At 63.8% G+C, this 12,090-nt stretch carries 11 protein-coding genes and 1 tRNA gene; 1 reads left to right on the top strand and 11 read right to left on the bottom strand.

The annotated features are described in order from the left end of the window. Position 1: 1 nt before the first annotated feature. From BMX99_RS00530 to BMX99_RS00500, 7 genes are all read right to left on the bottom strand, one after another. Positions 2-1,222, bottom strand: a complete 1,221-nt coding sequence (locus BMX99_RS00530; RefSeq protein ID WP_093445861.1) for an MFS transporter — start codon at positions 1,220-1,222, stop codon at positions 2-4. 102 nt (positions 1,223-1,324) lie between these two features. After that, positions 1,325-3,712 carry a methyl-accepting chemotaxis protein gene (locus tag BMX99_RS00525; RefSeq protein WP_093445860.1) on the bottom strand — a complete coding sequence of 796 codons (2,388 nt, stop codon included), beginning with the start codon at positions 3,710-3,712 and terminating at the stop codon, positions 1,325-1,327. Between the two features lie 85 nt (positions 3,713-3,797). Then, complete coding sequence (gene maiA / locus BMX99_RS00520; protein WP_093445859.1) at positions 3,798-4,448, bottom strand: maleylacetoacetate isomerase; 651 nt, start codon at positions 4,446-4,448, stop codon at positions 3,798-3,800. 57 nt (positions 4,449-4,505) lie between these two features. Continuing rightward, a complete protein-coding gene (locus tag BMX99_RS00515) occupies positions 4,506-5,813 on the bottom strand; it encodes a TRAP transporter large permease (RefSeq protein WP_093445858.1) in 1,308 nt (435 codons plus the stop codon). Continuing rightward, positions 5,810-6,325: a TRAP transporter small permease gene (locus BMX99_RS00510; protein ID WP_093445857.1), complete on the bottom strand. Its 516-nt coding sequence runs from the start codon at positions 6,323-6,325 to the stop codon at positions 5,810-5,812. The genes BMX99_RS00515 and BMX99_RS00510 overlap by 4 nt, the downstream gene beginning before the upstream one ends. Continuing rightward, positions 6,322-7,359: a TRAP transporter substrate-binding protein gene (locus tag BMX99_RS00505; protein ID WP_093445856.1), complete on the bottom strand. Its 1,038-nt coding sequence runs from the start codon at positions 7,357-7,359 to the stop codon at positions 6,322-6,324. Before BMX99_RS00505 ends, BMX99_RS00510 begins: the two co-directional genes overlap by 4 nt. A 69-nt stretch (positions 7,360-7,428) precedes the next feature. Further along, on the bottom strand, positions 7,429-7,926 hold the full coding sequence (locus BMX99_RS00500; RefSeq protein ID WP_093445855.1) for a DoxX family protein: 498 nt from the start codon (positions 7,924-7,926) through the stop codon (positions 7,429-7,431). A 204-nt stretch (positions 7,927-8,130) separates the two neighbouring features. On the opposite strand from BMX99_RS00500, the gene BMX99_RS00495 reads away from it, so the two are divergent. Continuing rightward, positions 8,131-8,577 carry a MarR family winged helix-turn-helix transcriptional regulator gene (locus BMX99_RS00495; RefSeq protein WP_093445854.1) on the top strand — a complete coding sequence of 149 codons (447 nt, stop codon included), beginning with the start codon at positions 8,131-8,133 and terminating at the stop codon, positions 8,575-8,577. A gap of 99 nt (positions 8,578-8,676) precedes the next feature. Here BMX99_RS00495 and BMX99_RS00490 read toward each other — a convergent pair. The 4 genes from BMX99_RS00490 to leuB all read right to left on the bottom strand — a co-directional run bounded on the left by BMX99_RS00490 (position 8,677) and on the right by leuB (position 12,040). Next, positions 8,677-8,753, bottom strand: a tRNA-Pro gene (locus BMX99_RS00490). Between the two features lie 123 nt (positions 8,754-8,876). Next, entirely contained in the window at positions 8,877-9,815 is a 939-nt protein-coding gene (locus BMX99_RS00485) for a DMT family transporter (RefSeq protein WP_093445853.1), read from the bottom strand. Positions 9,816-9,895: 80 nt separating this feature from the next. Next, positions 9,896-10,849: a DMT family transporter gene (locus BMX99_RS00480; RefSeq protein ID WP_093445852.1), complete on the bottom strand. Its 954-nt coding sequence runs from the start codon at positions 10,847-10,849 to the stop codon at positions 9,896-9,898. Positions 10,850-10,936: 87 nt separating this feature from the next. After that, entirely contained in the window at positions 10,937-12,040 is a 1,104-nt protein-coding gene (gene leuB / locus BMX99_RS00475; protein WP_093445851.1) for a 3-isopropylmalate dehydrogenase, read from the bottom strand. Positions 12,041-12,090 lie beyond the last annotated feature (50 nt).

Here is a 12,090-nt window from a genome sequence, read left to right as displayed (position 1 = left end):
CCTAGACCGTCACGGGCATGCGGGCCGCGCGGCCAGTGCGCAACAGGATCATCAGGACGATGCCGACGTTCAGCAGGTTCCAGGCGATGCCGTTCAGGAAGGCCAGGAAATAGCTGCCCGAGATGTCGTAGATCCATCCCGACATCCACCCGCCCAGGGCCATGCCGATGATTGTGGTCATGATGACCAGGCCGACGCGCGATCCGGCCTGGCGGGCAGGCAGGTATTCCCGCACGATGACCGCATAGCTGGGCACGATGCCGCCCTGGCTGAGACCGAAGATCGTCGATACCACGTAAAGCGAGATCAACCCATTTGACGGCAGATAGGCGACCAGCGCCAGTGCCTGCAGCACCGATCCGATCAGCAGCGTGCGCACCCCGCCGATCTTGTCGGCCAAAAGGCCCGAAACGATGCGCGACCCGACTCCGCCAAGCAGCATCAGCGACAGCATCTGACCACCGACCGCCGGTCCATATCCAAGGTCGACGCAGAAGGCGACGATATGGACCTGCGGCATCGACATGGCCACACAGCAGGCGATCCCCGCCAGTCCCAGCATGAGCGTCAGCGTGTTGGGCGAAAAGCCAGAGGAGCGCGCCCGGGCAAATGAGATCCTGTCGGATTGGCTAATCGCCTCGATCGGCAGCGGGCGGCGCAGGAACAGCGCGCCGGGGATCACGACCGCCAGGATGGCAATCCCCAGGATCGTATAGGCCGGGCGCCACCCCCCGTCGGAGATGGTGCCCGCCAAAAGCAGCGGCCAAAGCGCGCCCGACAGGTAATTGCCCGAGGCGATCAGCCCGACCGCGATCCCGCGCCTGTTCAGGAACCAAAGCGAGACATCGGCGATCAGCGGCGCAAAGCAGGCCGCCGCGCCGAAGCCCACGAGCACGTGCAAGAGGGTCACCGTCGCGAACCCCGGCAGCATGGCCGAAAGAAGGAACCCGAGGGCCTGCAGAATGGCCGCGCCGATCAGCGCGCGGGTGATGCCGAAACGGTCCACGGCCCGGCCGATCAAACCGTTGCCAATCGCAAAGCCCGCCATGGTCAGCGTGTAGGGAATGGTGGAGTCTGCGCGGTCCAGCCCGAATTCGGCCTGCATCGATGGCAGGACCAGGATCACGGCCCACATGCCGACGTTGCCGACAATCGACAAAGCCAGCGACAGGCCAAGCCGCCGCCATGAATATCCACTGTCGAGCACGTCGTGATCTGTCATCCGGCGACGCTAGGGGGGCACCCGCGAGCAGACAAGGTGGAAAATCGCCGTGCAACCCTGTGGATGCAGGCACTGCCAGAGACCTGTGAAGCGCGCGAGGCCTCATCCGGCCTTCCGAACCGGAAGCGCGTCGGGACGCGTGACTACACCGTCCAGGCGGAAGATCGACCCGGCGGCGACAAGGCTGCCAAGTTCGTTCCGCAGGACCCGCAGCGCGGCCGTTGTTTCCTCGAACATGGCGACGTTTTTCTGTGTGTTGCTCTCAAGCTCTTCGGTGGCGCGGCTGACCTCACGAATGCCGGCGTCGGTCTCGGACGAGGCGGTGGTGACCTCTTCGATGCGGGTGACCACGTCATCCATCCCGGAGACGATCTCTTTCAGGGCGGCGCCCGAACGTTGCGCCTTTTCCACGCCGATCCGGACGTTCGAAGTCGCCGTGCCCACGATTTCCGAGATTTCGGCGGCCGCTTCGGCCGATCGGCGCGCCAGGCCCCGCACCTCGGTCGCGACAACGGCGAAACCGCGCCCGGCCTCACCAGCGCGCGCAGCCTCGACCCCCGCGTTCAGGGCAAGAAGGTTGGTCTGATGGGCGATGTCTTCGATCACTTTCAGGGTGTTTTCGATCCGGGCCGAGGATTCGTCGATCCGGCGCATGGCATCGACGGTTTCCTGAACCACCGCATCACCCGCCTTCGCCCGTTCAGAAATGGTCAGCACCAGTTTGCGCACTCCGCCTGAGGCTTCGGTCGAGTGCGTGACGGCGACAGACATCTGGTGCAGCGCCGCAGCGCTTTCTTCCAGAGAGGCGGCGTTGCTTTCCGACCGCTTGGCAAGATCCCCTGCGGCGTCTGACAGTTCGCTTGCCGAGGTTTCGATTTCGCCTGCCGAGGTCAGGATCGTGGCGATCGACTGGCCCATGCTGTCGGCCATGCAATTGACCTGCTCGGCGATGTCCGAGAAGACGCCGGAATAGCTGCCCGTCATACGGTAGGACAGATTGCCGTCGGCCAGGTGCTGCAAGGCCGTGCGCACGGCCCCCAGGCCGTCGCGCGTGATCTCTCCGATCCGGTTCATGCCGTCGCAGATGCCGGCCAGGGTTTCGGATTGGGCCAGATCGCCCTGATCCAGCGTCACCCGTTGAGAGAAATCGCCGCCGGCGCAGGCGTCCACGACGCGGGATATTTCGCTGGCGATGCGGGTCTCTGCCGTACGGATCGCCTCTTCCCGGGCTTGCTGGTCTGCTGCGCGGGCCTGTTCGAGGCGATGGTTTTCCTCGCGCTCCTGCGCGATCTGTTGCTGCGCCTTAAGGGTTGCGGCGCTTTCCGCCTCGGCCCGGGTGCGGGCGTCGACAATCGTGTCGCGAAAAGCGGTCAGCGCCTGAGCCACGCGACGGATTTCCGGCGTGTCGACGGGCGGAACCTGGGCGGTCAGGTCACCTGCGGCCATGGCGTCAGCGGCAGTCACAACGCGGCGGACAGATCCGACGGCGGTTAGGTGTGCAACAAACGACAGCCCCCCGGCCAGGGCCGAGCCGAGCACCAGCAGGATGGCCAGCCCCAGCACATTGCGGGACTTGGCCGCGCGCAGGGCGGCGGATTGTGCGGTGATCGCCGCGGCCAGGGCATCTTCGGTGGCTTTCATTTGCCCGATCCGACCGGTAGCGGCGGCGAAGTAGTCGGCGGCCGTCACACCGCGATCCGATCCGCCCTCGGCCTGGAAAGCGAGGTCCCGCATCAGCGCAAGCTTTTGCGCGGCCTCACTCCTTTCGATTGCATCCAGCGCGGCGAGACCGGGCTTGTCCGCAAGTTGCCGGAACAGGCCAAAGGCCAGATCCTGCTGGGCGACCAGCCGTTGCAGGTGCAGCTGACGTGGTGGTGAGAAATCGCCAGCTGCGAACATGCCAGAGCCGATGGCGCGTTCGATGCCCGCGCGTTCCTTCGCGACCATGAAGGCCGAAAGAGCGGTCAGGGCGGTTCCGATCTCGGGGTTGCGGGTCATCGCGCCGATCTGGCCCACCAGGTCAATGGCGCGCCCGTTCAAGCCAGTGTAATAACCAAGCGCCTGGCCGACCGGCAGGATCAGTGCATCCACGCCCGAGCGCACCGTACCCATGCGCCCCATATCGGCAAGAATGCCCGCGACGGCATCGGCGGTCACAGCGGGCGTTCGCGCGGCAGTCCGGGCCACGACCTGACGCAGGGCGTCGGCCGCGGCATCGGTTGCGCGACGTTGCGCGTCCAGTTCCGCGCCAAATTCCGCACCGCCGGAATTCAGGAAGATCGAGGTCGCCCCGCGTTCCTTCTGTTGTTCGTGCACCAGCCCGCCAAAGGCCACGGCAAGCTTCATCTGGTGCTGGATCAGCCCCGCATCGCGCATCCCGGCCCAGGACCGCAGGATCATCGCCGCCCCAAGCGCCAGCGCCAGCACGATCGGCAGCGCCACCGCAAGCAGGATGGATTTCGACAAGCTTAACGATCTGATCCGCTTCATCCGCGCCCCGGGTCTGCCCTACCCGCGCAGATAAACCCAGAAACCTTAAGAAACTGCTTCTGCCCGCGCTCAAAGGGCTTTCCCGTCAAGTACAGGCCTCGCGCGTTGCGTCGCATTGCTGTTCGGGGTGGGCGGCGGCAATGGCGGGCAGCGCAAGGCATGCGGCCTCGATCTCGGCCAGGCGGGGCCAACGGCCCAGCTGCACGCCCCACCTTCGGGCATTGTAAAGCTGCGCGGTGATGCAGACATCGGCCAGGTCCGGGGTCTTTCCACCGAAGGCAAAGCCCGCACCGGCGGGCAGCAGCGCCACGAGTTGATCAAAGCCTTCCGCCATCCAGTGGTGCATCCAGTTGCGCCGGTCTGCGTCATTCGCAACGAAGGCCTTGCCCAGCCGCGCGAGCACACGCAAATTGTTGACCGGATGAATGTCCGTGGCGACGGCCAGCGCAACCGAGAGCACCCGACTGCGTGCCAGCGGATCGGCTGGCAGCATGGGCGGCACGGGATGAACCGCATCAAGATAGTCGATGATCGCCAGCGACTGGGTCAGCGCTGTACCGTCGTCCAGCACAAGGGTCGGAACACTCTTGCCCGGGTTCAGCGTCGCGTAGGTCCGCGACCGCTGATCGCCTGCCAATAGGTCCACCGGAGCATAGTCGAAATCCAGCCCCTTGAGGTTGAGAACAGCGCGGACCCGGAACGACGTGGTCGAGCGCCAGTAGGAGTACAGCTTCACGGAATCCTCCTGTCGCCTGCGGGTCGGATGAAGGGGAGTGAATGTCTCATGCCACCCCTAAATCAGGACCAGCGCGATGGCGGGGACCGAGATAATGGCGACCAATCGCACGATGTCCGCCGCCCAGAAGGGCAGGATGCCGCGAAACATCGTGGTGATCGGGACGTCCCGCAGCACACTGCGCAGGACAAAGACGTTCAAACCGATCGGAGGAGAAATCAGGCTGATTTCAGTCACGACAACCACCAGGATGCCGAACCAGATCGTCACGTTGTCCGCATCTGCCAACCAGCCGGTGCCGAAATCCAGAGAGAGGATCAAAGGATAGAAGATCGGCACGGTCAGCAGGATCATCGACAGGCTTTCAAGCACCGCTCCGAGGACGATATAGACCAGAACCAGCGCAAGGATGACCACATAGGGGCCCACCGCGAGCCCGCTGACCCAGGCCAGGATCGCGTCCGGCAGTCCGGCATAGGAGACGAAGTTCGAAAAGACCTCGGCCCCGATAATCAGCGCAAAGATCATCGCCGAGGTGCGGGCAGTATCGAAACAGATCGCCAGATAGTCGCGCAGGCCAAGGCTGCCCCGGACAATGGCGATCACAAGCGAGACCAGCGCGCCGATGGCCGCCGCCTCTGAGGGGGTGAAAAGCCCGCCGTAGATGCCGATCATGATGACGGCGAAAAGGCCGACGACCGCGATCACCCCGGTGATGTCGGCGCGGGTGATCGGGGCGACACCGGCTTCGTCCGGGGCCAGTCCGGGTTTCAGGCGCACAGTCACCGCAACGGCAGCGATATAGCACACGACCCCGAAGAGGCCGGGCAGGATCCCGGCCAGGAACAGTTTGCCAATGTCTGCTTCGGTGATGAGCCCGTAGATGATCAGAATGACCGACGGCGGGATCAGAATGCCCAGTGTACCGCCTGCCGCGATGGCTCCGGTCGCCAGGCTGTCGGCATAGCCCGTCTTGCGCATCGACGGCATGGCGACTTTGGACATGGTCGCGGCAGTGGCCAGTGACGATCCGCAGACCGCCGAAAAGCCACCACAGGCCACGATGGTCGCCATGGCCAGCCCGCCCTTGAGCCGATAGAGAGACCGATGCGCTGTCAGGAAAAGCGCATCCGATACGCCCGACCGGGTCAGCAGATTGCCCATCAGAATAAACAGCGGAATGACCGACAGGGTGAAGGAAAAGACGGTATCGAAAGCGGCGTTGCCGGTCAGACGGAGGCTGGCGTCCCAGTTGCGCAGAAGGGCAAAGCCGGCTGTTCCGGTGATGATCATGGCAAAGGCGATCGGCACCCGCAGGAACACCTGAAGAAACAGCGCAAAAAAGGCGATGAGGGAAGCGATCATGAAAGGTCTTTCAGGCTTTTGAGGATGTGGCGCAGGGCGACCAGCGCACCTATGGCGCAGCCGATTGCAGCGACCCAGGCGACAAGGTTCAGCGGGATCGCCAGCGAATTCGACACCGATCCGTATCGCGCCAGGCGCGCGGCATGGTCGATCAGCTGCCAGGCCAGCCCGCCGAAGACCAAAAGGGCCGCCGCGCCCCCCAAAAGGATCCGCAGCGCCTTGCCCAGGCGCGACTTGGGCTCCCACAGTTCGACCTCGACGTGGGACTGCGACAGCATGGCCAGGGGCATGGCCAAGAAGACCAGGCAGACGAGCAGGATCTCGGTCAGTTCGAAGGCCCCCTTGATAGGAGCGTTCAGAACATAGCGAGCGATGACATCGGCCCCGGTCAAGGCCATCATCACGCTGAGCACCCCGGCAGTGCCGAGGCCAAGCGCCCGCTCAAAGTATCGCCAGGCCCGTGGGGCCTGACGATGCTGCTCGATCCCGGAGGATGTCTTGACGGATGTCATTTCGCCTGCTCCCGCAGGGCGGCCAGGGCTGCGGCCCCGTCGAAGCCCTGCGCAGCGACCGCTTCGGCCCAGGCCGCTTCCTTGGCTGCGGCGATCTCTTGGACCCGGTTCAGCACCGGGGCCGGGGCGGCGTAGAAGGTCACGCCTTTGGCGGTCGCGTCTTCTAGACCGGCGGTGTCGGCGGTATTCCAGACCTGACCGGCCACCTTCGCAAGCATGGCCCCCGAGACAGAGCTGATGGCCGCGCGATCCTCTTCAGACAGATCGTTCCACCGGTCTTCGTTCATCACCATGAACCAGCTTGTGTTATAAAGGCCACCGGGCACTTCCATGGCGTATTTCACGTGTTGCGACAGGTTGAAGGCCTTCAGCGCCTCGGCCGGAAAGGTCACCCCGTCGATCACGCCGGTCGACATCTTTTCATAGACATCGCCGGGCCCCATGAACTGCGTGGTCACGCCCAGTTCTTCCGCCAGTTCGGCAACATAGCCACCGGGAACCCGAACTTTCAGCCCCTGAAAATCCTCGGGTGTTTCGATTTGGCGCAGGCTGTTGTGAAACATTCCCGGGCCATGCACCCAGAGCCCAAGAAGATGTGTGCCCGCGTGTTCGGCGGCGGCATCCAGCCTGTCGCCATAGACGTCCCAGTAGGCGACCGACGTCTTTGCCGCATCATCGCCAAGGAACGAGAACTGGCCGATCCGCGACCGCTGAAACCGGTCGTCGGTGGTGAATGAGTGCAGCCCGTAGGTGATGTCGGCAATGCCGTCGGCGGCCATGTCGAAATGCGCCGGCGGAGGACCAAGGGGCCGGGGAAGGATCCGCACGGTGACGCGGCCTTCCGTCAATTCCGTAACCTGATCGGCCCAGGGCTGGATGGTGCCGGTTACCAGCGGATGCGCCGGCGGCAGCCAGGACGACAGGACGTATTCCTCGGCCTGTGCGGTCAGTGTGTTGGCACCTAGCGCCAGAAGCGAAGCGGTCACCAGACGGGAAATGCGTGCGGTGCCCTTGCGGGTGGTCTGCGTAGTCATGATGAGAAGTCCTTTCAGGCGACAACCGGCCAGGCCGGCGTCGAAAATCATGCTTGGGAAACGGCCTGCTCAGGCCGAGAGCTTGCGGTCGAGCGAGAAGGCTCCGCCGCCCCGAACGACAAAGAAAAGCGCCGCGACAGCCCAAAAGAGCGGGTATTCATAGCCGCGCGCCGTCCAGAAAAAGCCGTTGCCCAGGTGAAACAGAACCGCGAAGGCCATGAAGACCGCGATGGCCACCGCAACGAAGCGCGTCAGAAGCCCGAAAGTCAGCATCAGACCGCCGAAGAATTCGACGCAGCCGATCAAGATCGCCAGCAAAGTCGGGGCCGGATAACCAACCGATTCCAGGAACCCCGCGGTGCCCGAGATACCGCCGCCCCCGAAGATCCCGAAAAGTTTCTGCGCCCCATGCGGCACCAGAAGAAGCCCCGTCGTCGCCCGAAGCGCCAGCCATGCAACTCCGTCGAACGGTTGCGCCACGCTGTCGAGACGCCGGTTGATCACGGCAAAGATGCCGCCTTGCTCTGCGGGCGTCAGCGCTGCCCTCTGCGTGGTTTGTTGTGTCATGTCCCTCCCCTTTCATTTGCAGCGTCCGAATCTGGCGGACGCCCCGTTACATTTGATTTCATTTGAAACTAAGTCAACAGTAATTTCATATGAAACCAAATGCGCTGGCACAAGGAGTGAACTTGTGGTTTGGTTCGGGCGCGTCGCACCACCCAAATCGGCCGCATCAACCCGGCACCGCAACCCCCGCATGAGAGACATGCTATGTCTTTGTTAGTCCTTGAGGATTTCTTTCCGTTCCACACACGGATCTTCTATCGCCAGGTCAGCTCGGCGGTGACACGTGTCTATGAAACCCGCTATGGGCTGAAGCCTTACGAATGGCGGACGATGGTGATCCTCGGCCCGGACGGAGAGTTCACGGCCAACGAGATTGTCACCAAGTCGAGCATGGACAAGGTGTCGGTCAGCCGGGCCATTACCGCGCTGAAGGCACGCAAGTGGATCCTGTCGAAAGCCAACAAGGCCGACGGTCGCAGCCGGCTACTGCGCCTGTCGAGCGCGGGCAAGGCAGTCTACGACGACCTCGCACCACTCATGCTTGAAGTCGAGCGGAAGCTTTTGTCGGTCTATTCCGAAGAAGAGGTCGCCGAGCTTCGACGCCTGATGGCCAAACTGGCGAACCAGGACAGCGCAAAGTTCATCGTGTGATCCATTGCGGCATGTAGGTTGCGCCTGCCCCAAGACCCGCGTGCATCCGGGTGACCAAGGCACCAAATGACAAAGGCACCCGAAGGTGCCTTGTTCAATTGGTCGGAGTGAGAGGATTCGAACCTCCGGCCCCTGCCTCCCGAAGACAGTGCTCTACCAGGCTGAGCTACACTCCGACCGTGAGGCTGCGGGGTAGCGCCTTTGCCGGGGCTTGGCAAGGGGGATTTCGCCGCAGTCGGCCGGGAAGCGGCGGAAAAAACGCCCATGATCGCGATGGCGCGACACAGGCACCGCGAAGCTTAGGGTCGACGTGCGGGCAGAGGGGCCGAAACCGGGGTGTCGGGCCGCGTCCGCGCCTCACGCGAGACGATGTAAAGCCCCGAGCCGATGATCAGAATCGCCCCGATCAGCGTCGGGCCCTGCGGCCATTCGTCGAAGAACAACGCGCCAAACAGCGTGCCCCAGATCAGCTGGGAATATTGCATGGGGGCGACCAGCGCGGCCTCGGCCCGCTTGAAGCCCTCGATCAGGCAAAGCATGGCGAGAAAGCTGAGCAGGGCCAAAACGGCCAGCGCGGCGAAATCCCCGCCCGACAAGGGCGCGAAATTTCCCGGGGCGGGCAAAGCAATACCCAGCACCAGGATAATGCCGAGCATGGGATAAAGGATCATCAGCGGCAGTCTTTCCTGCCCGCCGATCTTGCGCGCCGTCAGATGCACCAGCGCATTGCCGATGGCCGAGGCCAGGGCAGCCATATGGCCCAGCCCAATGCTCGCGGTGCCCGGCTGCAACACGACGATCACGCCGATCAACCCGACGACCACCGCCGTGGCGCGCCGCCAGCGCAGGACCTCTCCCAGGATGGGCACCGCGAGGACGGTGATGATCAGGGGCGCGGCAAAAAGGATCGTATAGACCTCGGCCAGGGGGAGGGTCGAAAAGGCATAGAAAGCCCCGAGGGTTGCAACCAGAACCGCCAGAACGCGCAGCGCCATCCAGCCACGATTGACCGGGCGCAACGTGCCGGGCGTGCGGTCCGCGATCAGCAGCGCCACCACGAAGGGCAGGCCGAGGAGATAGGCAAAGAAGGCGATTTGCACCACCGGCAGACCCGACCCCAAAGCCTTGATGATCGCATCATGCGCCGAATACAGCGCGCAGCCGATCAGCGCGATCAGGATACCCTGAACGTTGGCGGAAACGGGGCCAGAGGTAGGGCCGGGACTGACGGCAGGCATGGCAATGACCTTTCACAATGCCCCCTTTGTGCAGAAGCACCCTGCCCCGCACAAGCCCCGTGGACAAAGAAAAGATAGCGCTAACTGCCGCCGCGACGCAGGCGCATCAGAGGACCGATCCGCATGGCACCGGGCGTCGCCACCCGGGACCGCGACCGCAGCACCGGACGGTTGTCGGATGCGCCTGCGCGGCTTTCGCGGAAGACGATGTACAGACCGCTGGCAATGACGATTCCCGCCCCGATCAGCGTCGTGCGCGACGGGACCTCGTTGAAGATCAGCGCGCCGTAGAGGATCGCCCAGAGGATCTGGGAATATTGCATCGGCGCGATCAGCGCGGCCTCGGCCCGGCGATAGGCGGCGATGGTGCAGGTCATGCCCATGAAGGCCAGGAAGGCGACCAGGGCGACCCCGCCCAGATGCTCGACCGGCATCGGCTGATAGACGAAGGGCAGTATCGCCCCCATGAAGACGAAATTCGCCATCAGGGGATACAGCAGCAGGACCAGCGCCCGTTCCTTCGCCCCGATCCGGCGCACCACGACGGATGAAAACGCCCCGCAGATGGCGGCGACAAGCGCCGAAAGATGGCCCAGGGTCAGCTCGGCCTGGCCGGGTTGCAGCACGACGATGATCCCGGCCAGGCCGACCAGGATGGCCAGCCCCCGGCGCAGGCGGACCTTTTCGCCCAGAACGGGGATCGCCAGCAGGGTGATCAGCAGGGGCGAGGCAAAGAGGATCGCATAGGCATCCGCCAGCGGCAGCACCGAAAAGGCATAGAAGGCGCAGATGCTGGAGGTCACAGCCGACAGGGTGCGGGCGACGACCCACTTTGGGTGGACCGGTTTCAGGTTCGCCTCGGTCCGGTCGCGCATCAGGGCGAAGGTGCTGATCGGAAAGGAAAACAGCACAGAGAAAAAGATGATCTGAAAGGGGGCATAGCTGCGACCCAGCAGCTTGACGATCACGTCATGGGTCGAAAACAGCGCAAAGGCCAGAAGGGCCAGAAGGATACCGGGCAGCGGTCCGCGCATGGCGTACTCCGTCGAAAACCATCCTCCTCTGCCCCGGCATGGTAGGGACACGGCCGGAAGGTGCAACCCCGGCCGTGTCCTTCACTGTCAGAGAGAGGCGTCCAGCGCCGCGACAACCGCGTCGCCCATTTCCGCCGTGGTGGCGGGGGTGATGCCCTCTTCGTTCAGCAGGTCGGCAGTGCGGATGCCCTGGGCCAGGACCGCGTTGACCGCCTGCTCCAGACGGGTGGCTTCGTCGCCCATGTCGAAGGAATAGCGCAGCGCCATGGCGAAGGACAGGATGCAGGCACAGGGGTTGGCCTTGCCCTGACCCGCGATATCCGGGGCCGAGCCGTGCACCGGTTCGTACAGCGCCTTGGGACGGCCGTTGTCCATCGGCGCACCAAGCGAGGCCGAAGGCAGCATGCCGAGAGAGCCGGTCAGCATCGCGGCCAGATCGGACAGCAGGTCACCAAAGAGGTTGTCGGTCACGATGACGTCGAACTGCTTGGGCCAGCGGGTCAGCTGCATGGCGCCGGCGTCGGCGTACATGTGCGACAGCTCAACCTCGGGGTAGTCCTTGCCGACCTCGGTCACGACTTCGCGCCACAGGATGCCGGATTCCATCACGTTGGCCTTTTCCATGGAACACAGCTTCTTGCCGCGCTTCATGGCCAGTTCGAATGCCGACCGTGCAACGCGGTCGATTTCGGATTCGGTATAGCGCTGCGTGTTGATGCCGACGCGTTCGTTGCCTTCCTCGAAGATGCCGCGCGGTTCGCCAAAATAGACGCCCGAGGTCAGTTCGCGCACGATCATGATGTCGAGGCCGGCAACCACGTCCTTTTTCAGCGACGAGAAATCCGCAAGCGCGTCAAAGCACTGGGCCGGGCGCAGGTTGGAATACAGGTCCATTTCCTTGCGCAGGCGCAGCAGGCCACGCTCGGGCTTGATCGAGAAATCAAGCGCGTCGTACTTCGGGCCACCCACGGCACCCAGCAGGACGGCGTCGACCTCTTGCGCCTTGGCCATCGTGTCGTCGTGCAGCGGCGTACCGTGTTTGTCATAGGCGCAGCCGCCGACCAGGTCTTCGCTGACGTCGAAGGTGATGCCGCGCTTGGCGCCGAACCAGTCGATGATTTTGCGAACCTCTGCCATGACCTCCGGGCCGATACCGTCACCGGGAAGGATAAGAAGCGAGGGGTTGGTCATGGGTCTGTCCCTTTTATATGGCCGCCGCTGCGGCATCGGAAAATGTCGAA

This window comes from Pseudooceanicola nitratireducens, assembly GCF_900109195.1.
Taxonomy (GTDB): domain Bacteria; phylum Pseudomonadota; class Alphaproteobacteria; order Rhodobacterales; family Rhodobacteraceae; genus Pseudooceanicola; species Pseudooceanicola nitratireducens.
The sequence above is the reverse complement of the archived record's forward strand: the minus strand, read 5'-3'. Positions and strand labels throughout refer to the sequence as shown.

Bases quoted from the DNA above. Each gene is read 5' to 3' on its own strand.
- BMX99_RS00515 (WP_093445858.1), bottom strand. From the start codon at position 5,813: ATGATCGCTTCCCTCATCGCCTTTTTTGCGCTGTTTCTTCAGGTGTTC.
- BMX99_RS00485 (WP_093445853.1), bottom strand. From the start codon at position 9,815: ATGCCTGCCGTCAGTCCCGGCCCTACCTCTGGCCCCGTTTCCGCCAAC.
- BMX99_RS00530 (WP_093445861.1), bottom strand. From the start codon at position 1,222: ATGACAGATCACGACGTGCTCGACAGTGGATATTCATGGCGGCGGCTT.
- BMX99_RS00500 (WP_093445855.1), bottom strand. From the start codon at position 7,926: ATGACACAACAAACCACGCAGAGGGCAGCGCTGACGCCCGCAGAGCAA.
- BMX99_RS00495 (WP_093445854.1), top strand. From the start codon at position 8,131: ATGTCTTTGTTAGTCCTTGAGGATTTCTTTCCGTTCCACACACGGATC.
- BMX99_RS00505 (WP_093445856.1), bottom strand. From the start codon at position 7,359: ATGACTACGCAGACCACCCGCAAGGGCACCGCACGCATTTCCCGTCTG.
- leuB (WP_093445851.1), bottom strand. From the start codon at position 12,040: ATGACCAACCCCTCGCTTCTTATCCTTCCCGGTGACGGTATCGGCCCG.
- BMX99_RS00480 (WP_093445852.1), bottom strand. From the start codon at position 10,849: ATGCGCGGACCGCTGCCCGGTATCCTTCTGGCCCTTCTGGCCTTTGCG.
- BMX99_RS00510 (WP_093445857.1), bottom strand. From the start codon at position 6,325: ATGACATCCGTCAAGACATCCTCCGGGATCGAGCAGCATCGTCAGGCC.
- BMX99_RS00525 (WP_093445860.1), bottom strand. From the start codon at position 3,712: ATGAAGCGGATCAGATCGTTAAGCTTGTCGAAATCCATCCTGCTTGCG.